18 protein-coding genes are annotated in these 23327 nt (G+C 44.7%); 7 read left to right on the top strand and 11 right to left on the bottom strand.

Features of this window, described 5'->3' with window-relative positions; translation table 11 throughout:
* Positions 1–197: 197 nt before the first annotated feature.
* From U2F10_RS21010 to U2F10_RS20975, 8 genes are all read right to left on the bottom strand, one after another.
* On the bottom strand, positions 198–1178 hold the full coding sequence (locus U2F10_RS21010) for an NAD-dependent epimerase/dehydratase family protein (protein ID WP_431732017.1): 981 nt from the start codon (positions 1176–1178) through the stop codon (positions 198–200).
* Positions 1179–1268: 90 nt separating this feature from the next.
* Positions 1269–2189: a glycosyltransferase family 2 protein gene (locus tag U2F10_RS21005; RefSeq protein ID WP_499061142.1), complete on the bottom strand. Its 921-nt coding sequence runs from the start codon at positions 2187–2189 to the stop codon at positions 1269–1271.
* A gap of 93 nt (positions 2190–2282) precedes the next feature.
* Complete coding sequence (locus U2F10_RS21000; protein ID WP_499873180.1) at positions 2283–4850, bottom strand: glycoside hydrolase family 99-like domain-containing protein; 2568 nt, start codon at positions 4848–4850, stop codon at positions 2283–2285.
* A 529-nt stretch (positions 4851–5379) separates the two neighbouring features.
* The gene (locus tag U2F10_RS20995; protein WP_499873179.1) at positions 5380–6456 is read right to left on the bottom strand and encodes a methyltransferase domain-containing protein; all 1077 of its coding nucleotides are present in this window, start codon (positions 6454–6456) and stop codon (positions 5380–5382) included.
* Positions 6457–6470: 14 nt separating this feature from the next.
* Entirely contained in the window at positions 6471–7163 is a 693-nt protein-coding gene (locus tag U2F10_RS20990; RefSeq protein WP_163671578.1) for a class I SAM-dependent methyltransferase, read from the bottom strand.
* Positions 7164–7281: 118 nt separating this feature from the next.
* Complete coding sequence (locus U2F10_RS20985) at positions 7282–8682, bottom strand: ABC transporter ATP-binding protein (RefSeq protein ID WP_499873178.1); 1401 nt, start codon at positions 8680–8682, stop codon at positions 7282–7284.
* Positions 8683–8700: 18 nt separating this feature from the next.
* Positions 8701–9558 (bottom strand): ABC transporter permease, encoded by an 858-nt coding sequence (locus tag U2F10_RS20980; RefSeq protein WP_499873177.1) that lies wholly within the window; start codon positions 9556–9558, stop codon positions 8701–8703.
* Between the two features lie 121 nt (positions 9559–9679).
* Positions 9680–10837 (bottom strand): DegT/DnrJ/EryC1/StrS family aminotransferase, encoded by a 1158-nt coding sequence (locus U2F10_RS20975; RefSeq protein ID WP_499061137.1) that lies wholly within the window; start codon positions 10835–10837, stop codon positions 9680–9682.
* A 78-nt stretch (positions 10838–10915) separates the two neighbouring features.
* Between U2F10_RS20975 and U2F10_RS20970 the strand changes: the two genes are divergently transcribed.
* Genes U2F10_RS20970 through U2F10_RS20960 form a run of 3 tightly spaced genes read left to right on the top strand, consistent with a single transcriptional unit; the run spans position 10916 to position 14783 of the window.
* Positions 10916–12040: a glycosyltransferase family 4 protein gene (locus U2F10_RS20970; RefSeq protein ID WP_499873176.1), complete on the top strand. Its 1125-nt coding sequence runs from the start codon at positions 10916–10918 to the stop codon at positions 12038–12040.
* A 30-nt stretch (positions 12041–12070) separates the two neighbouring features.
* Positions 12071–13513 (top strand): undecaprenyl-phosphate galactose phosphotransferase WbaP, encoded by a 1443-nt coding sequence (gene wbaP / locus U2F10_RS20965; RefSeq protein WP_499867581.1) that lies wholly within the window; start codon positions 12071–12073, stop codon positions 13511–13513.
* Positions 13503–14783 (top strand): O-antigen ligase family protein, encoded by a 1281-nt coding sequence (locus tag U2F10_RS20960; protein ID WP_499873175.1) that lies wholly within the window; start codon positions 13503–13505, stop codon positions 14781–14783. Before wbaP ends, U2F10_RS20960 begins: the two co-directional genes overlap by 11 nt.
* 237 nt (positions 14784–15020) lie before the next feature.
* On the opposite strand, the gene petL is transcribed toward U2F10_RS20960, so the two are convergent.
* Positions 15021–15116, bottom strand: a complete 96-nt coding sequence (gene petL, locus U2F10_RS20955) for a cytochrome b6-f complex subunit PetL (protein ID WP_163662370.1) — start codon at positions 15114–15116, stop codon at positions 15021–15023.
* 185 nt (positions 15117–15301) lie between these two features.
* Here petL and leuC point away from each other — a divergent pair, with 185 nt between their 5' ends.
* The 3 genes from leuC to U2F10_RS20940 all read left to right on the top strand — a co-directional run bounded on the left by leuC (position 15302) and on the right by U2F10_RS20940 (position 20101).
* Positions 15302–16705 (top strand): 3-isopropylmalate dehydratase large subunit, encoded by a 1404-nt coding sequence (gene leuC, locus U2F10_RS20950; protein ID WP_163662372.1) that lies wholly within the window; start codon positions 15302–15304, stop codon positions 16703–16705.
* 378 nt (positions 16706–17083) lie between these two features.
* Positions 17084–17716, top strand: a complete 633-nt coding sequence (locus U2F10_RS20945) for a Crp/Fnr family transcriptional regulator (protein WP_163662374.1) — start codon at positions 17084–17086, stop codon at positions 17714–17716.
* 573 nt (positions 17717–18289) lie between these two features.
* Positions 18290–20101, top strand: a complete 1812-nt coding sequence (locus U2F10_RS20940) for an alpha-amylase family glycosyl hydrolase (RefSeq protein WP_499061134.1) — start codon at positions 18290–18292, stop codon at positions 20099–20101.
* Positions 20102–20235: 134 nt separating this feature from the next.
* Here U2F10_RS20940 and U2F10_RS20935 read toward each other — a convergent pair whose 3' ends face one another.
* Positions 20236–20508, bottom strand: coding sequence for a hypothetical protein (locus tag U2F10_RS20935; protein WP_499061133.1), 273 nt, complete (start codon positions 20506–20508; stop codon positions 20236–20238).
* 146 nt (positions 20509–20654) lie between these two features.
* Here U2F10_RS20935 and leuD point away from each other — a divergent pair, with 146 nt between their 5' ends.
* The gene (gene leuD / locus U2F10_RS20930; protein WP_499061306.1) at positions 20655–21251 is read left to right on the top strand and encodes a 3-isopropylmalate dehydratase small subunit; all 597 of its coding nucleotides are present in this window, start codon (positions 20655–20657) and stop codon (positions 21249–21251) included.
* A gap of 98 nt (positions 21252–21349) precedes the next feature.
* On the opposite strand, the gene pyk is transcribed toward leuD, so the two are convergent.
* Positions 21350–23137 carry a pyruvate kinase gene (pyk, locus tag U2F10_RS20925; protein ID WP_163662380.1) on the bottom strand — a complete coding sequence of 596 codons (1788 nt, stop codon included), beginning with the start codon at positions 23135–23137 and terminating at the stop codon, positions 21350–21352.
* Between the last annotated feature and the right edge of the window lie 190 nt (positions 23138–23327).

Below are 23327 nucleotides of genomic sequence, written 5' to 3'. Positions count from 1 at the left end.
CTAAGGTCTAAAATATATGTTGCACAATCATGATTTGTCAACCAAGGTTAACTGACGAACGACGTCAACCACCTACATACTATTTACAAATTAAATGAGGTTTGACCAATTACCTTAACAAAAGAAACTTTAATCCTGAAAAAGCACCTTAACTACCTAAGAAACATAATGATTTGCCCATATCTTTTTTACAGATTTTAATGTTTCACACATTCAAGCCAATACAGCGTTTTTTGTAACCCTGCCATCCAATCTATCGCAGGTTGAAAACTCATTAACTTTTGGGCAAGGGTAATATCTAAAACATTAGCAGGGACATCTACCTTTCGTCCTGACTGATAGCTTCTTGATAAAGGTCTACCTAACAGGAGTACTATATCATCAATAATTTGATTAATACTCTTCCCGACACCACTACCAATGTTAAAAATACGTTGCTCACCGCTGTAGTCAATTGCCTTAATTAATGCCGTAACAACATCATCAACAAAGATATAGTCACGCACAACGTTACCATCTCCCCAAATTTCTAAAGATTCCCCTTTGATAGCCTTAGCTAGAAAGGCAGAAACCACTCCCTGATTTTTTCTTGAAGTTTGAAATTGGCCATAGGGATTACTCACTCGCAAAATCAAATAATCTAAACCATAAAGGTGATTGTATAATGCCAGATACTTCTCAATCGCTAGTTTAGAGATACCATAAGCGCAGATAGGGTCTGTCGGAGCAGTCTCAGAAATTGGTAGACATTTAGGAATCCCATAAACAGTACCACCAGAAGAGATAAAAATAACTTTTCGGACAGTGTCAGAGTACCTGCACAGATTCAACAGGTTTAAGCTACCAAGAGTATTAACCGTTAGATCTAAAGCTGGGTCTTGATTCGAAGTAGCAGGTGAAGTGTTGCTGATCAAATGAAAAACTATTTCACAACCCTGAATCAGTTTGGCGAGTGCGGAAACGTCTTGAAAATCCCCTGTCGTCCAATCCACTCCCGCTAAGGCGTCAGGGAAATTAGCAGAACGGCCAAAAGCTTTCACGTTGGCTCCTGCGGTTACCAACGCCTGACAGAGGTTGGTTCCGATAAACCCACCACCACCTAAAACAGCACACTTGAGGCCATTCAGTACTAGCCCATTCAGAACCTGAGGATAAACGTAGTTCCTAAAAGAGATCACAAAGGGAAAAAATTACAATAATTGAAACAGCTTGGAAAATAGCATTGTGGCTAGCATAAGTCAGACCAGCTCTATAAGAGATATGAAACATTATCGCCCCCAAAGCTTAACTAGTCGATGCTTTAGGCTATCCAGATTGAGACCAGTGAGATTGTTGTCGTGGGTCTTTGACTCAGATATGTTTTCTATATAGGCTCTTTGCCATTCCCAACAACGCTGCAAAAAAGTAAACAGTGTTTGAACCCGTGTCAGCTCATCTGCACTGATTACATCTAGGCCGTAATCTAATACCTTTTGACCTTCAAGCCATTCCAGAGTACCAGCGTTGGGTACCCTGGCATTTGAGCTATCTTGCCGCCAATAGTTAAGCGGATTGGCAACAAAAGCAATATCCGACTGTGCTAATATGCGCATCCAGTACAGCCAGTCACCACATAGACGATAGTTAGTATCTGGTAATGACACACGACGAACAACGGATTCTCGTAATAGAACGGCACTGGCGTTGGGAATACAATTCTTCTGAAGCAAAAACTGTTCAATTTCAGCTTTGCCACTATTAACATAATTGTGCTGCCATCGTTCAGGATCCAAGTCATTAGTCCAAACAGTGGAATCGCCAAGAATTTTGTTCGTTGAATTAACTAACCACGAACGACTATAAACTAAACCTACAGAAGGGTTTGCTTCGAGAATAGGGACTAACTGCTCCAAAAATTCAGGGTCTGCATAATCATCTGATTCAGCAATCCAGATAAATTCACCTTTGACCTGAGCTAATCCTTTACGCCACTGGGCAAAGGGTGAGCCTGTATTTTTAGCGTTAAAAAGAATATGAGTGTTGGGCCGCTCTCGATAAGCGTTGATAATCTCTCGACTATTATCTTTAGAGCAATCATCTAGAATAACTACTTCAAAATCCTGAAATGTTTGTTGATAGATTGACTCCAACCGTTTCGGTAGATAGGCGGCATGATTATAGTTAGGAACAATGACAGAAACTTTTGGCATAGCGGGTAATCACGATGAAGCCTGATTGAGAAGCCTTATTAATGTTCTCTATCCGACAGATTTAGGCTGCGTTGGATCAGAGATATTGATGACCTAAAGAGCCGCCTGCTGCTGTTCTTCTGAACATTTGGGGACCGTGGTGATACCACAATCAAAATCAGTATTCATTACAGCCACAAGATCCTGAATATATCGAGACCACTGGTATTGGGCTTGTGATTTTTTCATAGCAGCGTTACTAATTTGATGACGTACCTCAGGATGATGTAGCAAGTTCATAAGCTCCTTAGCCATAGCACCTGAATCAATGTAAGGAACAACAACTCCAGCTTCTGGAAATAGCGCTTCTGGAGCACCGCCTGCTTCTGCAAAGGCAATAACAGGTAACCCATGGGACATCGCAGTTAGGTTAACAAGGGGGAAGGGATCTTCACGGGATGTCAACAAGAATGCATTTGCTGCTGCAAAATAGGGATCTAATTTTTCTTCTGGCCGTTCGCCAATAAAGAGTACAGTTTCTGTAAGGTCTCCAATCCGAAGGTCATGTTCACACCATTGACGCACCAGAGGGCCTTGTTGGTCAGCACCTATCCAAATAAACTTGACATGGCCTGTGTCTGGATAACGCATAACCTGTTGGGCAACCTGAACAAAGATATCGGTGCCTTTACGAGGATGGATAGATCCACATCCGAGTACTAAAAAGGTATCTTCAGCAAAGTTGAATTCTCTTAGAATTGCCTTTCTAGCCTCTAATCTGTTGTTATAGACATTTCTTTGCTGTCGAATACCTGCATGAATGGAAGTTAGCTTACTGGGTTCAAGATTATAAAAATCAACTAGTGCTTGCTGTACATAATCTGATGCCACAATAATGCGTCTGGCAAACTCAATAATTTTGAAAAACTGTTTTTTGCCAACATACGCCTCAATTGAAGCAGGCAATTCATAAATACAGGACATGACCGGTATTTGGGCGCGATCGCAAGCTTCTACAACATCTGCAGTTACCACCGTATTGCAAAAAGCCATGAGCGGTGATCTTGCCTGGATATCTTGAACAACAAGATTAATTGCGGCTTGTCGTGAGAGTCCTGTAGTCGTCAAATTTTCAAGATTAAAAGTTTTGACAATTTTTTTGAACTTTGACTCTAATCGGCCACCTCGACAGAGTAGAAGGTAACAGTCAATTTCTTTGAAACGAGTAAAGTGCTTTAGGTTTTCTAATATAGCTAGCTGTGCACCAGCCAGAGCAGCATCGTGAGAAACAAAGAGGATAGCCCTAGCACTTGAATAGTTAATGCCATTTTGGTGATGGTCTTGGCTCCAAGCAACTTGTGGAAGTGCTACTTGAGTTTGATCTTGGAATTTGCGCTGTAGACGATCCACAATTAAGGACACGGTTGCCTGTGTACCTCGGGTAGTTAAACTCTCTTTAACCCTAGAAAGTTTAGATTTGAGCTTTGTAAACTGACGTAATGCTTGTGTAAGCTGACCGGTTGTTTGATGTACCAGACGACCTGGCTCCAATGACTCAGGCAAGGAGGGCATTGACTGCCGAGATAGAAGGTATGACTGGTGAGCCATCTGATCGATCAGGTCTGTTGGGTAGTCTGTAAAATTTTTGGCTTGCTGTGTTGCTTCCAACCATGCCCTTCCAGATTTTTGACTAGGTTCAAGAAATGCCCCCTCAGCCCATTCATTCCAGGCATTAATAAAAACAAAGCCTTGGTCCTCCTTGGCACATTGAGCGGTGTCCTGAATAACATGGCGCAGCCATTGCCGATAAATCTCAGGAGTCGCATGCTGAAAAATCGTGCCTCGCTCACTCCGACGAGCCGTATTATCCCAAGACGGCATTACCCCTCTGTAAAATTTAAAGGAGGGCCTTAAACGCTTGATTGTTTCCTGAACGCCCCAGTAATAATCAAGCACAGTACCTGAAAAATCATGGTTTAATTTAACAACACTATCGGTAATATTCTTCTTGGGAAATTGATGGGGCGGAAACTCTACCAGCGCATCAAAGCCAACGGTTTTTGGATCAAACACTCTAAATTCAACCGCGCATAGATGTAAACCAGGTAATCCAGCCTCTAAACATTTGTTACGCCAGAATTTTGCGGTCTCTACAGGATTTTCTAGTAGTTCAGGACGATAAACCAACAGCACAGGCTTACCATCAACTCTTATGTAGCGCGGATCTTGAAGTATTGGAATAGCATCAAAGATAAAACGATTATCTTCAGAAAGAATATGGTTTTGCTCAAGTAGAATCTCTTTTTCTAGACCATCCCAACGACGTGTCCAATTTTCATTTGCCCAACAAATACAGAAAGGAAAATCAAGATCTCCAGACTCAAGGACATCATTCAGTGGCCTTTCTAAAACGCGACGACCATTGAACCAATAAAAGTAATAGCAAAAACCATGTATCCCATATTCTTTTGCCAGCTTGGCCTGTTGTTGCCTGATATCTGGTAGGCGCAGATCATAGAAGCCTAAATCGGCAGGTAAACAAGGTTGCTTGTGTCCCACAAATTGGGGCACTGCCTTGGTTACATTAGTCCATTCAGTAAACCCTTTTCCCCACCATTCATCATTTTCAGGGATAGGATGATACTGAGGTAAATAAAAAGCAATAAGCTTTGGTTGTTCCATAAGGAATTTTCCCAAGGGGACTGTTTCTAATCTAGGGACATGCTAATCTTGTATGAATTAAGCTTAAATCATTTGAATGATTTAACGAATAAGAATTAGTTTCAAATCTTTTGCTTAAGGAACATAGTTACCCCCGAAGAGTTAAGAAGTATTATCCACCAGCCCACCAAAGAAGTAATAAGATAATCGCTGAAAGACATGTAAAAACTTGGTTATCCTCATCTAGATTCATGCCCTTTAGAATTCAGAATTACGCACAAAACCAGCACAGTTTAAACTTTTTAATTGCTGAGAATTAAATTCTTTATACATCAAGTCAAACCTTGTCAAATCTCTCCAACACAATGAGGAAGATAGCTCATCAAAAAGATATGAGAAACTCACAAAGGTGCAAAGAATACCTGGAGTATCTCGTTCCGCATGCAAAAAATTCTAACGTCAGGAGGAGTTAACTTGCTGGCAAGATAAGCCAGCACATCACTCAATATCTCAAAATTTGATAAAAATAAATTCATACATCATAAGTAAGCTATCTAAAAATACGACGGATCTTCTTGAGCAATTTTTTATTAGTCATTTTTACTATGAAAAAAAAGTTTCTCTCTAGTTGTTTCTGAGTGTCTTGTAACTTAGATTGAGTGTCTTGTAACTCAAATTGAGTATCTTGTAACTTAGATTGAGTATCTTGTAACTTAGATTGAGTGTCTTGTAACTTAGATTGAGTGTCTTGTAACTTAGATTGAGTGTCTTGTAATTTCAGCTGGCTCTCATTAGATTGTGTCTGTGTCCGCTTGAGTTCAGCGTTTAAATTTCGAGCAGTTATAGAAATTTCACGACATGTATCGCTTAATGACATTATTTGAGCTCTAGTTCTCATATACAAATCATCTTCGTCTCTATATAAAGATGATTTCAGGGGTTCAAAGTGACTGTTGGAACAGATAACCAAAAAATAAAGTGGTGAGGGAATTGATATTTCTTTTCGAATTAATTCTTTAGATTGACTTGTAAAGGAAGCTAATAAATCAGAAGAATCAGCAGCAGATTCTAAAGAAGTAATGAATGAGGAAACCCCCATTTTTTGGCCATAGGTAGAAATATAATTAAAATGCTTGTCAATAAGTGCCCTTAGTTCCTCGTAATAAAGCTCTTTGACATGATAGGGATTTTGGTAATTAGGCTCATCAGAATAGGTTAATTTATTGGGCGAGGAGAGAATAAGAATGCCATCATTAGTAAGTACTCTACTAATTTCAGCCAGCATTTCCTCATGCTTATCATGATGTTCAATAGTTTCAAATGAAACAACAACTTCCACTGAATTATCATCAAGAGGAATCTTATCGCAGGAACCAAGTAGAAACTTTAAGTTTTCTTTATGAGCATACTCCTTTTGAGCATGAGCTATGGACTCAGGATCTATATCTACTCCAAAAACTGATTCAGCTATATTCGACAGCATAGCTGAGCCATATCCTTCTCCCGAAGCTATATCTAAAACAGTTCTATCTTTACAAAAATCTTTAGCTATTGCATATCTGTGTAGATGCTCGTACTTGATTACACCATCCTCACTTGGGATGTATCTTTCTCCAGTAAATTCCATACAATTTCCTCAGATTATGCAACTCCTACCAGGACATTAGATGCAGGGAAGTCATGAGAAATTATTCTGCATTCACTAAAGCCAGCCTTAATAACCTGTACCCACGCATCAGCACCATATTCTGTAAATACTAAGTGATCATTTTGTAAGTTTGATTCGACACCATGATAACTTGGCGGCAAGCCATATCTTGTCCTTGTCAGCCTATCAACAATAAGAGGGACGGTAAAGATACAATAGCCAGTTCCTTTTTGTAGAACTCTTCTACACTCTGACAGACCTCTAATGGGATGTTCTACATGTTCTAACGTGTCTGAATGAATAACAATATCAAAAGAAGAAGATCTAAAGGGCAGATTCATCATGTCATACTCCGGATATTCAATGAGTCTATGGCCAGGCAATTGTAAAAGCCATGATGTTAGAGTTCCAGCCTTGTTTATCTCTAGAATTTGCAATTTATGAAATGAATCGTCTTGTATGAAATCCTTCAGCAATCCCTGAAAACCAAGGAGTTTCATCAGTGAAGCAGCCAGTGCAATAGATCGAATATTAGCACCACATTCTAAGCAGCAAAGACCCTGCTGCTGGTTAATATAATCGATTTCGTACTGAGCTAGTTGCCAATCATCAATCAACTTTTTCCATAGAACCTTATTATCTTTAAATCTATCTGAACCGCAGCAACAACATGAAGAAATACCCATAGTTAAGATCGGAAGCATAGTCTTTAAACTATCTCTAATCAGTATTAGAAATTCACTTTTCAAAGAACTCTAAAACTAGTTTCTTTTATCAAAAAACTGAAAAGATAATATTAGAAGCCTACTTCCTGACAATTGGTTTTTCAGAATTTAATTTGCATATTACATTAACATCTTCCATTCTTAGAAAACCAAATGTTAAACCTTTTTCGCCAGACCTAAATGTAAGTGGAGTGAACAACCAATCTAGCATTTCATGATTTTCTTGATTGCCATCTGCAACAGCAGGCTCTAGGGCATAATTATCACTTTTAATATGTGGCCAATTCATAGTAAATGAAACCCTTACAGTTTCACCTATATGTAATGGATTAAGCTTGCAGCCATACTGAGCAGTATTCCAGCCAATCATAGGAGCTCTTAGCCTGTCAAACATCTGCACTCCAACGATAGGACTTTCCACCCTGTCATGAGCCACACACTCGATAATGATGGAAAACTTATCGCCAGGCATGAAAAAGTTGGTTTCACTCCCTCCTTTCCCAAGAAGACGAATTTGAGTAATCTCACATCGTCCTGTGCCACATCGATCACTAGCTGGGAAACTCATATATTCTTTTTGTGTATATGAATTCAAGACAGGTGATGTAGAGGCACTTTGCTTATGGTCTAAATCTATGTCTTTATGTATTTCTTTGCCATCTAACTTGTCAATTCTTTTAGACTCGTTTGAAGGCTGCTTTATATGCTTTGAGTTCAGTTGATTCTTTTCTAACTCCGTATTTATTTGCTCATAGGTCCATGCCTGGTATGATTTGCTGACATTGACAGGTAAACCTATTTCAGCAACGTGTCCATCTTTAAGCCAAACACAGTTTGAACATAATCGATTTACACTCCCAGTATCATGGGAAACGAATAGAATAGTGCCTCCAGAGTCTTGAAAACTCTTGACTTTACCGATGCATTTATGAACAAAAATACCATCTCCAACAGCTAAAGCTTCGTCTATGATGAGTACATCAGGATTAACATTTATCGCTACTGCAAATGCTAGTCTGACAAACATCCCACTAGAGTATGTTTTAACTGGTTGATCAATAAAATTTCCAATATCTGCAAAGGCAGCAATTTCTTCAAATCGCTCCTCAATCTCTACCTGACTCAATCCCAACAAACGACCGTTAAAAAACACATTCTGTCGCCCTGTAAATTCAGGATTAAAGCCACTCCCTAATTCTAAAAGTGCAGATACTCGTCCATTCACTTGAACTATGCCGGAGGTTGGCTGCAATGTCCCGGCAATGATTTTTAGCAGCGTGCTTTTGCCTGCGCCATTACGACCTATGATGCCCCATGTTTCGCCTCTTAGAATTTCTAACGAAATATCTCGCAATGCCCAAAACTCTTTTGCGTAGGTTTTCCCTGGCAGGAGAATTTCTTTCAGCCGATCAGCCGGTCGTTGGTAGCGCTTAAAGACCTTCGAAACATTTTCTAGAGAAATTGAGATATTGTCAGCCATAGAAATGAAAAAAATGCTTCATAGCACATCTGCAAATGATGGTCTAAGTTTTTGATAAGTCAGATAGCCCAATAAACACAGACATCCTGAAACGACCGTTGCTACTGACCATACTTGCCAATGTCTAATCTCACCAACCAACACAATGTCACGGTACATTTCAGCGATCGCAGCTAAAGGATTGAACCAAAATACCAGTGTGCGAATTGGATTGGGAATTAAATCTGCCGGATATAAAACTGGCGTTGCATAGAACCACAGATTGAGCACGATGCCTAAAAGCTGTGGTATATCTCGCAAAAAAACAGTGAGGGCTGACGTCAAATAGGCCAATCCTACGGTGAGCAATAGCTGAGGCAACCATATAATAGGCAGCAGCAGCAGAGTGGCATGGAGAGTTTGGCTGGTAATAGATACAAATGTAATCAGTGCCATTAGTCCAAACATACTTTCTATAAAAGCTGTCAAGACAGGTACTAACGGCAACAGCTCCAACGGGAAAACAACCTTAGTTACCAGATTTTTTTGCCGCAGCACAGAGGTCATCGCCTGGGTTAAGCCGTTTGTAAAGGTAATCCAGGGAATCAGACCAGCAAATAGCCATAACCCAAAGGTGAAATTGGCATTACCACCTGGCAAGCCTTGAGCACTGAGCTTAACATTCAGTACTACTGAGAAGACATATGTGTATATCAGTAACTGTGATATTTGTCTGACCAATGCCCATAGGTTCCCTAATACAGAACCCTTATATCGAGTATCGAGGTCGCGTTGGACTAAGGTTTTTAGTAAACCTAGCTTGGTCCACTGGGCTTGAGTCAGGGGAAACAGTCGTTTTAAACTGACTGTCAACCGCCATAGAAGACGCTTTAGCACTTTTAGAGATGTTTTGATTGGCCCTACTACTATTGTCACAGAACTATGGTCGCAGCCTCTTCTTTCCTAGTCGATTACCGCATTAATCTATCAAAAAGTTAACCCCTATAATATTTGGGTTCTAATGGGATAGGGCCTGTTTCAAAGTTGTCGTGACATATTCTAGCTGATCCAAACTGAGCTCTGGCCACATGGGCAAACTCAGTACTTCTTGAGCTAGCTGATCGCTCACGGGATAGTCAGGATACTCACCAGCATATATAGGCAATTTATCTTGGGGAATAGGGTAGTAAATCATTGCCCCAATGCCTGCTTCTGCTAAGGATTGTTTGATGCGATCGCGCTGCCCACCCAGCAGTCGAATCGTGTACTGATGAAATACATGGCCTGCTGAAAACGCCGGAGGCACCACCCCATCTACATCAGCCAGCAATCTGCTGTAGGTTTCTGCCACCCAACGACGCTTTGCATTCCAGCTATCAATATGGCGCAGCTTAACCCCTAAAATAGCTGCCTGCATAGCGTCAAGCCGTGAGTTATAGCCCAACATCAAGTTGCAATAGCGTTGCTTAGACCCGTGCATCCGCAGCATCTGGGCCACTTCAGCAATGTCATCGTCGTTCGTAGTAATCAAACCACCATCGCCATAGGCCCCAAGATTTTTGGTTGGAAAAAACGAAAACGCCCCCACATGGCCCAGGGTTCCGACATATTTACCCAGTAGGCCATCGCGACTTGATTCCTGACAACCACAGCCCCTGCAATCTCCTTTATAAACAGCACCAAAAGCCTGGGCACAGTCTTCAATCACCTTCAAATTATGCTGGGTGGCAATCTCCAGAATTTGTCCCATGGCGGCTGGGTTGCCGTACAAATGCACCGGTACAATGGCCTTGGTTTGCGGAGTAATCGCCGCCTCAATCAAATTGGGGTCAATGTTGAACGTATCGGCACAGATATCGACAAATACCGGTTTTGCCCCCACCATACTGATGGATTCTGCCGTAGCAAAAAAGGTAAATGGTGTCGTAATCACCTCGTCCCCTGGCCCAACCCCCAAAGCTCGCAAACCAATGACCAAGGCATCGGTGCCAGAGTTCACACCAATGGCGTGTTTGACGCCCAGGTAAGCGGCTGCATCCGCTTCAAACGCTTTTACCGTTGGCCCCAAAATAAACTGTCCTGAATCCAAGACCTGGTTGATAGCCGTTTGAATTTCATCCTTAATCGCCTGGTACTGAGGTTTTAAGTCAAGGATAGGGATTTTGATTTGGCTCACGGTAGTTATGTTTTAAGGGTCTGATGTTAAGAGGCTCTGCTCTAGAATCTTAGGACGATTTGTGTCGTCAGGTTTGATATGCGTGTTGCCGTTGTGCATGAGTGGCTGGCTAGCCATGCAGGCTCTGAAAAGGTTGTGGAACAAATTCTGCAACTCTATCCAGACGCCGATCTATTTAGCCTGGTGGATTTTTTGCCGCCAGAACAGCGTGATTTTATTGGACATCGTTCAGTCACAACGTCATTTATTCAGCAGCTACCGCTGTCTAAACGAGCCTTTCGGCAATATCTGCCCCTGATGCCACTGGCTGTGGAGCAATTTGATTTATCCGACTATGACGTGGTGATTTCCAGTAACCATGCTGTGGCAAAAGGGGTATTAACAGCCCCCCATCAATTGCATATCAGCTATGTTCATACTCCTATTCGCTACGCTTGGGATTTGCAACATCAATACTTGCAACAGGCCGGGTTAGAACGAGGGTTGAAGGGGGCTCTGACGCGCTTGATTTTGCACTATTTGCGATTGTGGGACACCACTAGTGCCAACCGTGTTGATCGATTTGTGGCCAATTCTCATTTTATTAAGCAGCGCGTATGGCGAGCCTACCGGCGACCAGCGACGGTGATTTACCCCCCCGTGGATATATCCCGATTCGAGTGGCAACATCCCCGTGAAAATTTTTATTTAACGGTGTCCCGGTTTGTGCCTTATAAACGGGTCGATTTAACAGTGGCAGCCTTTAACCAACTAGGACTGCCCTTAGTGGTTATTGGTGATGGTTCAGATTGGTCAAGAATTAAGGCGATGACTGGCTCGAACATTCGCTTGTTAGGACAGCAGCCTGATAGCGCCGTGGCAGATTATATGCAACGATGCAAAGGATTTATTTTTCCAGCAGAGGAAGACTTCGGCATTACCCCTGTGGAGGCTCAAGCAGCCGGAGCACCAGTGATTGCCTTCGGTCGAGGTGGTGTGGCTGAAACAGTAATACATGGCCAAACCGGCATCTTGTTTCCGGACCAGACAGTTGACAGTCTGGTCCAGGCCGTAAAATCCTTTGAAATGGGTATGTATGAATTAAACAGGGATAATCTGCGACACCAGGCAGAGAAATTCTCGATCGAATGCTTTCGAAGTCAGTTTCGTGACTGTGTTGAGCAAACCTATACAAGTTTTCTTCAAAGTCATCCCTTAGAGTAGTGAGGTTAGCGACCTCGGCATCGTGTGCACATGACTCTTTCTCAGCCGACTAAACCTGCGATCGCACCCCTCAAAGTGCATGCCCACCCCGGCTACATGGTGACCGCTCTGATCACGTGTGATGCCTTATGTTTAAGCTTAGCTGGCATTATTAGCGTCTACGTCCGTCTATGGTTCAACGGCCAATATGAACCTTCCTTATATTGGGAGTTATGGCCGTTCCTGGGTCTGTTTTTACTGGGCTATGGGTTAGCAGGGTTATACCCAGGTCAAGGTATCGGGCCAGTGGAGGAACTTCGCCGCTTAGCCCTAACCACCACACTGCTTTATCTCACCCTGGGGTCTGCCGTCTTTCTTTTCCGAGACTTAGAGCTTTACTCCCGTGCCGCATTTCTGATGGCCTGGGGTCTGTCGATTATTCTGCCGCTACTGGGTCGCTATGGCCTCAGGGCCTTGGTCGCAAAACGCTCTTGGTGGGGTTATCCAGTATTGGTACTCGGGGCAGGCAAAACAGGGGCCCTAGTCATTCGTACCTTACATCGCCAACCGGCCCTAGGCCTCAAGCCCGTAGCTGTACTCGATGATGACGTCAACAAACACGGCTATCTTGAAGGCGTTCCCGTAATTGGCAACTTATCTCAGGCTCCGGTATTGGCTGGTCGTGACCAGATTCCCTACGCCATCATGGCCATGCCAGGGGTCCATCGAGATCGGTTACTGTATGTTGCTCAACACTACGGTCGTGCCTTTCCCCATCTCCTAATTATTCCTGACCTGTTTGGCATGGCTAGCCTGTGGGTTGCTGCCCGTGATCTCGGGGGTGTGTTGGGTCTAGAGTCTCAACAACAACTCTTACTCCCTGGTCCAAAACTCACTAAAAGCCTTCTAGATCAATGCCTGACCTTAATTGTCGGCCTGGTTTCTTTTCCCTTAATTGTCTTAATTGCTCTGGCCATTCGCATTGATTCACCCGGGCCTATTCTCTACCGACAGACCCGCATTGGTCGCAACGGTCATCCATTTAAAGCCTGGAAATTTCGCACCATGGTCCCCAATGCCGAGCGGGTGCTCAAGGACTATCTACAAAGCCAACCTGAGCTACAAACCCACTGGAGCAAAGACCGCAAGCTCAAATACGATCCACGGATCACGCGCCTAGGGCGATGGTTACGACGCACCAGCCTCGATGAACTCCCCCAGCTCTGGAACGTTCTGCGAGGAGAGATGAGTCTTGTTGGTCCCCGTCCCATTGTCCATGACGAAGTAAAACTGTATAAGGAAAAATTCCAACTCTATACCCAGGTGTTGCCTGGCTTGACGGGTCTGTGGCAGGTCTCAGGACGCAATAACATCACCTACCAAGAACGAGTGAATCTTGACGCCTATTATGTTCGCAACTGGTCGGTCTGGCTAGATATCTACATCCTAATTCGAACTATTTGGGTAGTAATTGTGGGGGACGGTGCGTATTAATTCAGTCCAATCTACCAATGGCAGTTTTTTAGGCGGGTCCTGGCATATTTGGCTGTGGCTAGCAGCCCTAGTAATTCTGCCGTTTGCCAGCTATCTCAGCTTGGTTATCTTAGTTGGCCTCATGGTGGGCGCACTTTGCCAAAGATTTCAGGCCATTAGTCAGGTACTGTGGCAGCAGGGGTATGGACTGCTGACAGCAGGGTTACTACTCAGCGCTTGCTTTGCCGCCAATGCTGGCGACGCCTGGTTACAACTCGCTAATTTTCTACCCTATTTCCTTCTGATTGGCGTACTTTCGACTGCCCAACGTTTTCAACCGCCAAGGCCCACATTGACGATGGTGGCCCAAGCCATCGTCCTGGGCTCTTTACCCTTCAGCATTTTGGCCTTGGTTGAATACATTGTCAGATTTCCAGGTATCACAGCTCACGTTGGCGACTGGTCAATCTTTCAGTGGGTGTTCGATGTCAGTTTCACCGGGCATCGTGCCCATGCCAACCTGAGCCACCCCAACATTTTGAGCAATTATCTCACCATTGTATTGGGACTGGGCCTAGGGTTGCTGGTCGGGCAAATGTGTGGGACTACTGCACAGCCATCTGCTGATACGAGAGCTTCAGCACACTCACCATTGATGACAACGACTTTAAGCATCGCTGTGGTCCTGGCTGGTATAGGCATCTTTTGCACCAGCTCTCGCAATGGCCTCATAGCCGCCGTTATTCTGCTATTGATTGCCGGTTATCTAGTTCGACGCCATCGCTGGGTATGGTTGCTGGGTATCGTGATTCTGAGCGCAATTGGCACAGGATTACTCGTTTTAGGATTTGGTGGTCGGCATCTCAGTCTTGCTCTCTTTACCGACGACCCCCGGGTTAAAGCCTGGCAAATTGCCATCGATCTCATTCGCCAGCGACCCTTATTGGGCTGGGGTTTAGGGGGTTTTAGTCATCAGTATGTCCCCTTTAGTGTGACCGATCACGAACGTCTCTTTCATCCCCACAACCTTTGGATATATCTAGCCTGTGATACCGGTATTCCCACTATGGTGCTCTTTTGCTGGGTGATTGGCCGAACCTATCTTGCGGGTCTCCGTCGGCTAGTGAGTCACCTCGACCCAACGTTACTCAGTTATATCCTTGGGTTCACTGGCTGTATTCTGTTTAGTCTGTTCGACGTCACCCTCTTCGATGCTCGCATTAATGTACTTAGCTGGTTTCTTATAGGAGGCATCAGTATTCTGGCAACCCCAGCCTGGAAAAACCAATAAAAAAACTGCGGGCGCAGACCATTATGTCCGGTTACCCACAGCCATTTTAAACCTGCGGGCACAGGCCATCATGTCCAGTTACCCACAGCTATTTTCAAATGTTTGAAATATCAAAAATTTAAGAAACAGTAGTCATCAAGATTTGGCCTTTGGATATGCAGACAATGCCATACGAAAATCATGTCTCTCCGGCGGCAAACTTTCTAATTCCTGATCAATCCTTGGTTTTGGATGAGCTTAGATGAGCTTTGCAGCTTTGAGACCGTAGTACATGCCCATGCCAGCGGCAGCAGTGCCAAACAAAATCACTAAATAAACTAGTGCTGCGGTCATCACTAACACTCCTTTCTATAAAAACAAATAAAGTCCTGTATCTTTTTATTGAAACATGTTCGCTGACCGTTTGTCGTCAGCAGCTGGCCTTTCATACCTTTGATAGATTGTCCACCAGACATTTAATGTGAGCCTCTAAGGCTAGAATGGAAAGCCTAGCGATTTTTGTTAGATAGAGACAGCGCATGAGTAAGGGCACATTATTCGACAAAGTTTGGGATCTGCATACGGTTACAACACTGCTTTCTGGTCAGACCCAGCTTTTTATTGGCCTACATCTGATCCACGAGGTCACCAGTCCTCAGGCCTTTGCTATGCTGCGCGATCGCAACCTCACGGTGATGTTTCCAGAACGCACCGTCGCCACCGTCGATCACATCGTGCCCACCGACAGCCAAGCCCGTCCATTTGCCGATAGCCTGGCAGAGGAAATGATCGTTGCCCTCGAAAGCAACACTAAGACTAACGATATTCGCTTTTTTAATGTAGGGTCTGGTCACCAGGGCATTGTCCATGTCATCGCCCCTGAACAAGGTCTCACCCAGCCTGGTATGACCATCGCCTGCGGTGATAGCCACACATCTACCCATGGAGCATTTGGAGCGATTGCCTTTGGCATTGGCACCAGTCAGGTACGGGATGTGCTTGCCTCCCAAACACTCTCCCTCGACAAGCTCAAAGTCCGACGCATAGAAGTCAATGGCACCCTGGCACCTGGAGTCTATGCCAAAGACGTTATTTTGCACATTATCCGCACCTTGGGCGCAAAGGGTGGCGCGGGCTATGCCTATGAGTATGCTGGCAGCGCCATCGAGGCCATGTCGATGGAAGAGCGCATGACCCTGTGCAACATGTCCATTGAGGGTGGGGCTCGTTGTGGCTATGTCAATCCTGACCAGATTACCTACGACTATCTCAAGGGACGAGAATTTGCCCCCCAAGGTGACGCATTTGAAAAAGCCGTTGTTTGGTGGGAAAGCCTACGCAGCGATACCGATGCCGATTACGATGATGTCATCGTATTTGACGCCCAAGACATTGCCCCCACAGTCACCTGGGGCATTAGTCCTGATCAGGCCATTGGTGTAGATGAAACCATTCCTAACTTGGCATCATTCTCCTCAGAAGAACAAGCCTTAATCCAAGAAGCCTATACCTATATGGACTTGGGCCCTGGTCAGCCCATGTTGGGCACCCCTATCGATGTTTGCTTCATTGGTAGCTGCACCAACGGTCGCCTGAGCGATTTACGAGAAGCCGCCAAGGTAGCCAAAGGGCGTCATGTTGCCTCAGGCATCCAAGCCTTTGTCGTTTCAGGTTCTGAGCAAGTCAAACAGCAAGCCGAAGCCGAGGGATTAGATAAAATCTTTGTCGAGGCTGGCTTTGAATGGCGAGAGCCTGGCTGTTCTATGTGTTTAGCCATGAACCCCGACAAACTACAGGGACGTCAAATCAGCGCATCCTCTTCAAACCGAAACTTCAAAGGTCGGCAGGGCTCTGCCTCAGGAAGAACATTATTAATGAGTCCGGCGATGGTGGCTCTAGCCGCTATCAATGGCCAAGTGAGTGATGTGCGCAGCCTACTCTAAGAGGCTTCTCACGTCCTAAAAGAACTCCCTGAACAGCAAAACTGTAGATTTTCTCTGCTCAAGCATAAACACCTGCCACCAAAAGGTTTCGCTTTTCTTAACCTTTTGATTACCTCACGTTAAGTTTTTGCTTTAATCATGTCGGTATTATCGACTAAACAAATTTAACTAATGCTGCCAAATCAAGGATTAACCTTGGCGATTTGACAATTTATCCACCTACTTTTCCATACTGAAGGGTTATTGAGAAAAGCAGCAGTACTAGTTTCATATTTAGCAGAGTTATTCAGACGTTGCCGTTGGCTAAAATACATCTCTGCTGTCGATACTTACACAAACGATTGCTCATAAAGCATTCACAGGGGCCTAGTTCTTTCTATGTCAGTCTCACAGCTCACCCAAAGAAGTCGCACATCAGATCACTATATTGCTCTACTAGAGCAGCTTTACCACGAGAGAAATCTTACACAATTTACAGCAGCGCATAGCATTCCCCTCAGACGTAGTGAAATCTATGTGATTTGCCGAGGTATTGTCCAACTCCACACAATTCATCCAGATGGCAGTGAAACATTGCTGGGATTAGCAGGTCCTTCCATGCCCTTTGGTCTGAGCTTAACGGGCGTTAGTCCTTACTGGGCAACAGCGTTAACACCAGTTGATGTTTTGCCCCTATCTATGGCAGAGCTAGAAAATTCACCCACCCTGATGGCAGGATTATTTACTCACCTATCACGACGTCTTCAGCAATCAGAAGCATGGCTTGCCCTATCTGGTAAGCGTCTGGTAGCCGATCGATTGCGTCAGCTTTTGATTATGCTAGCCCAGGAGTTTGGCCAGGTCGAACCTCAAGGTGTAAGGCTGACAATTCGTCTCACGCATCACCAACTAGCAACCACAATTGGTACCACGCGTGTTACGGTAACACGCTTGCTCAGAGATTTTCGCAAAGAAGGATGGCTGACAATTCATCAACGCTATCTAATTTTGCCGTTGAGCATGCTTTCATAAGTTTTGGCGAAATTTAATTCACACACCATTAGTGAACTTAAACTTGCTCTGAGCCATCAGGATGATAATTCATGAACCAACCAAGGGTTTTAGCTATGTCTTGATTACATCACAGGCCCTTAAATCACATACGGGTATCTGGCAATCTACCAGATACCTTTTTTATTTTTTCTGAGTATCCTCACAATTCCACATTTTAGATAGGCTTCAGAGTTTATTTAAAGATATGAAGCATCCCCGATATTTGTACTGACATCCAAACCTTTCGAAAAAACCAGTGATAACCTAGTTACTCATAAGAACAAATCCCACAGATCAATTATTGAATTCTACTGGTATCCAATATTAGGCAATTCTTTTAGGTGGTGAATTATCCAACCACCTGGGTTAAGCTGTCCCAAATAGACCTTAATTGATCTAGTTATTCAAAAACTCGCTAGACATTCACTCATCAGGAATATTTGAAAAATTGCGGGATCAAGGTTTTTTACCTTGGGCCTTAAGTTTATTTGACTGCATCCGCTTTTCTGCACCTTTGGTGCCTGCCAACGCAATACACATCAGACTTTATTCATGCTGACAACGTCTAAAGCTGCAATATCCTTCGAACGCTTTACAGCTAAGGTTTATCCCCTTCTAAAGAGGGTCTATGCCGAGAAACAAATCGATAGTCTGCTCCCTCGGCTCTACGACATGATCCAGGAGGAGCTTAAGTCACACTCCCAGGAGGATTTAGGTAAATGGGATCAGGATAAAATTCTACTCATTACCTACGGTGATAGTATTTGCAGCGAGGATGCATCCCCTCTACAAACACTAAACCAGTTTCTCAATACTCATTTGGCCGACACCGTGACAGGGGTTCATATTCTGCCCTTTTTTCCCTATAGCTCTGATGATGGCTTTGCTGTCATAGACTTTTTGGAGGTTAATCCTCGTCTGGGTAATTGGGCCGACGTTGAAGCCATTGGACGCAACTTTAATCTCATGTTTGATTTGGTTGCTAATCACGTCTCTAGCAAAAGCGACTGGTTTGAACAGTTCAAACAGGATCAGTTACCAGGTCGCAACTACTTTATTAATCTGCCAAAAGATACACCCACTGCTGATGTCGTGCGGCCACGCAGCAGCCCCGTGTTAACTCCAGTGGAAACCATCAAAGGAGTCCAACATGTATGGACGACCTTTAGCGCTGATCAAGTCGATTTAGACTACAGCAATCCAGATGTCTTTTTAGAATTTATCGATATTATTCTGGCCTATGCCCGTCATGGGGCCCGTTATATTCGCTTAGATGCGGTTGGCTTCCTATGGAAATCCCCAGGCACTTGTTGCATTCATTTGCCTGAGACCCACGCTTTAATTCAAACATTTCGCGAAATTTTACAAATGGTAGATCCAGGGATTGCCCTGATTACCGAAACTAATGTCCCTAATCGCGAAAACCTCAGCTATTTTGGGGACCGCAACGAAGCCCATATGATTTACAACTTCAGCTTGCCACCGCTGCTGCTGAATGCGTTGATGCAGGGTCGTGCAGATCACCTCAAAACATGGATGATGAGTATGCCTCCAGCTCCCATTGGCTGCGCTTACTTCAACTTCACCGCATCCCATGATGGTATTGGTCTGCGGCCTACTGAAGGACTGTTAGAGGATGGAGAATTTCAAACACTCATAAACACCATGCGAAGCTTTGGTGCGCAAATTAGTATGCGCAGTAAAGCCGATGGTAGTGAATCTCCCTATGAGATCAATATTTCTCTATTTGATGCACTGCAAGGGACGGCTCAAGGGCCAGATCAATGGCAGATTGAGCGTTTTATCTGCTCCCAAACAGTCATGATGTCCCTAGAGGGAATTCCTGCGTTCTATATCCATAGTTTGTTGGCCACACCTAACGACATCGAAGGCATGGAAGCCACTGGTCACAATCGCTCGATCAACCGTCACTGCTGGGATAAACAGCGGTTAGATACTCTTCTTGAAAATCCTGAATCTCCCCAAGCAACTGTATTAGCAGAGCTATCACGTCTTATTCAAATTCGTCGTCAGCAGAAGGCATTTCATCCAAATGCAACTCAATACACTTTGCATCCAGACAATCCAGCTCTTTTTGCCTTCTGGCGTCAGAGCCTAGCTCGCGATCAGAGCATTTTTTCGATTCATAATCTCAGCAACCACCCCCATACTCTGCATCTGAACGAACTCAACTTAGTAAATACTGATAGTTGGATGGATCTCATTAGCGGCGAAAGCTTTGATGATCTACATGGGGTTTACAAGCTAAAACCATACCAGTCAGTCTGGCTGACCAATCGTCCTTATTACGATGCTGCCAATACGCCTGATCATGTCGATCTTGAGTTTCTCTATCGGACTTAAAAAAGGGGGCATCAACCCAAGCCTCAAAATCTAGGTTGAGTGGGAGTTTAAAGGTACAAATTATGCCTCTGCTCGCAGCCAACTCGGATTTTAAGTGTTGAGTTGACCAATGGGCGTGACAAGACCATCAATGCTCACACTCCCTTTTTCGACCTGATACTGAGCAAACCATCAGGACCTTTTTTCTCAGCCCAAGCAGACAATGTGGGGCGTTGTCCTTGGTAGTCATACAGGGGCATGCCATAGCCGCATGAGATTTGAACCCGGTGGACATCAATTATGATGATCTGCCGGGTTCCCACTATGCTGGGAAATTTGGGTGCTAAGTCTTGCCATTGCTCATCACTGGGTAGCATCAAATTTTCGTGACCATATAGTCGCAGAATTAACGAGAGAACGTTTGACATCACGTTACCATGGTGGACTAGTAACGTATTACACAGTAGTGCCTTAAACACATCCAAGGTTAACCACCTGGCTTATTGAGCCTTGCGGCTCTTGGTTTGAATATGGCCCATCAGCACACCAGGATAGTTTCTCTATGGTTCAGACAATGTCTCAAATCATGTCGGTCACCGGTCGCGGTATTCCTCTCCTCGGAAATGACATTGATACCGATCGGATTATCCCGGCTCGCTTTCTTCGCTGTGTGACGTTCGACGGATTAGGAGAGAACGTTTTTGCCGATGATCGCGTCCAGGGTAACGGCACCCATTCATTTGATCAATCTCAGTATCAAAACGCCAAAATTTTGGTAGTAAATAGTAACTTTGGCTGTGGTTCGTCCCGTGAGCATGCACCTCAATCTATTATGCGCTGGGGCATCAAAGCGATTATTGGTGAAAGTTTTGCAGAAATTTTTCTAGGCAATTGTGTTGCGATCGGTATGCCTTGCGCTACAGCTACCCCTGAAGTTGTTGCCAGCCTGCAAGCACTCATCGCAAAGTCTCCTGACAAGGAATTTTCTCTCGATTTGGAAAATCAGACTGTCGCTGGGGACAACTTCAGGGAGTCAGTTGCTATCAAAGAAGGTAACCGTCAAATGTTTATCAACGGCACTTGGGACGCGTGCGGTCAACTGTTAAATCAAGCAGTGCAAATTAAGGCAACAGCTGCCAATCTTCCCTATGTCAACTGGGACAATGCATAGATAATCCTAATTGAGTCAAGCATAGGAGGGGTAGCTGTTACACAAAACCGTGTAACAGCTACTTCGGGCACGATCAGTCAGGATTTCGTATGAGACATCTAATATGCCATGGTCATCATCTCTCGGGGATGAAGATTAGTGGCACCTGAGTTCACCACACCTCGTTTGGCATCCACTGTGATGATGGTGCCGTCGCGAATAATGCCGGTAGCATTGGTTACGCCCACTAAAACTGGAATACCAAGACGCAGACCAAGCACTGCTGCATGACCTGTATGGCTCGGATCTTCAGTAATGATGCCGCCAGCGTGGCGAATGATATCAACGTAATCAGCACTAGTACTGGGAACAACCAAAATCTCACCAGGATTAAAGTTGCTCACAGCTAAGGCTTTGTTGACCACACGGGCTCGACCGCTGACCACACCCTCACCAATGCCTTTGCCATGGCCTAACACAGCGGTCACTAACTCCACCTTAATCAGGTCAGTGGATCCCGACACACCTTGCAAGGTGCCCGCAGTCATGACCACTAGATCACCGTCATGGAGTAATTCTTTTTCTTGGGCGACGTTGACTGCCGACTGGAAAGTTTGACTGCTAGAAGGTAGATCCACCACTAGCAGAGGTTTAACTCCCCATACCAACTGCAACCGACGAGCTACCTCAACATGGGGTGTGACTGCCAAAATGGGCGTTGGTGGCCGAAATTTGGAAACGTTACGAGCCGTTGCTCCGGTTTTGGTCAACGACATAATTGCGGCGGCATCCAGCTGGGAAGCAATCTGCCCCACTGCCCGACTAATGGCATTGGGAATGGTACGACTGGTGGCGGCATCAGAGTCTGGAGAAATTTGTTCTCGTTCAGTTCGCATGGCAATCTTGGCCATGGTAGCTACGGCTTCCACTGGATATTCACCCACCGCCGTTTCATTCGATAGCATCACAGCATCGGTGCCGTCGAGAATAGCATTGGCGACATCGGAAACTTCTGCCCTGGTTGGCCGAGGATTGCTGACCATACTGTCGAGCATCTGAGTTGCGGTAATCACTGGAATACCTAGACGATTAGCAGTCGCAATCAGGCGCTTTTGCAGAATCGGGACATCTTCAGCTGGGAGCTCTACTCCTAAATCCCCCCGAGCCACCATCACACCATCGGACAGAGATAAAATAGCCTCCATCTGCTCAATGGCCTCATGTTTCTCAATTTTGACAATGACGGGGACCCGCTTACCAGCGTTCGTAATGATCTCTTTAATCTCTAGAACATCTTGAGGGTTGCGCACAAAACTTAGGGCAACCCAATCCACGCCCTGATCAAGGCCAAAGGCAAGGTCTACTTTATCCTTTTCAGTCAGTGCCTTGATAGATAGATAAACCCCAGGAAAGTTAACACCTTTACTGTTGGAAAGCTTGCCACCAACCACCACTTCACAGTGGAGTTCGCGCTTTTCCATGTCTTTGTCAACCACCCGCATTTCCACCTTGCCGTCATCCAGCAGAATAGTGGCACCGGTTGGCACTTCTTCTACTAGAGCTTCATAGGTGACCGAACTGATTTCCTCAGTACCCGGCAGTTGGCGACTAGTCAGGATAAAGCTATCGCCTGTTTTTAGGTGAATAGAACCCGCTTCAAATTTACCCAGGCGAATCTTGGGACCCTGAAGATCCTGTAGGATGCCAACGGGTTGATTAAGCTCGAACGAGATCTGGCGAATCAACCGAATATTGCGTTGATGATCGTCGTGAGTACCATGGGAAAAGTTGAGGCGCAGGGTAGTGGCCCCAGCTTCAATTAGCGATCGCAACGTTGCAGGATCCTGAGTAGCTGGACCAATGGTGGATACGATCTTAGTCCGACGCAGGGCGTGGCGCAGTGGCATAGTGCTTTGTCCGTGGGCTAGCCGATAGTGGGTTAGTCAACACCCAATAGTGGGTTAGTTAACACCCAATTTAAACCTTCCGTTCTACTCGACGAAAAACAGTGGTTTTGGATGTGAACATGTGTTAACAAACCACCGGATAGTATCATGCCAGGGCTCGATTGTGCTTCAAAAACCCTTGAATTCTATG

It is taken from the genome of Leptothoe sp. EHU-05/26/07-4 (genome assembly GCF_043421015.1).
GTDB lineage: Bacteria > Cyanobacteriota > Cyanobacteriia > Phormidesmidales > Phormidesmidaceae > Leptothoe > Leptothoe turfae.
The sequence above is the reverse complement of the archived record's forward strand: the minus strand, read 5'-3'. Positions and strand labels throughout refer to the sequence as shown.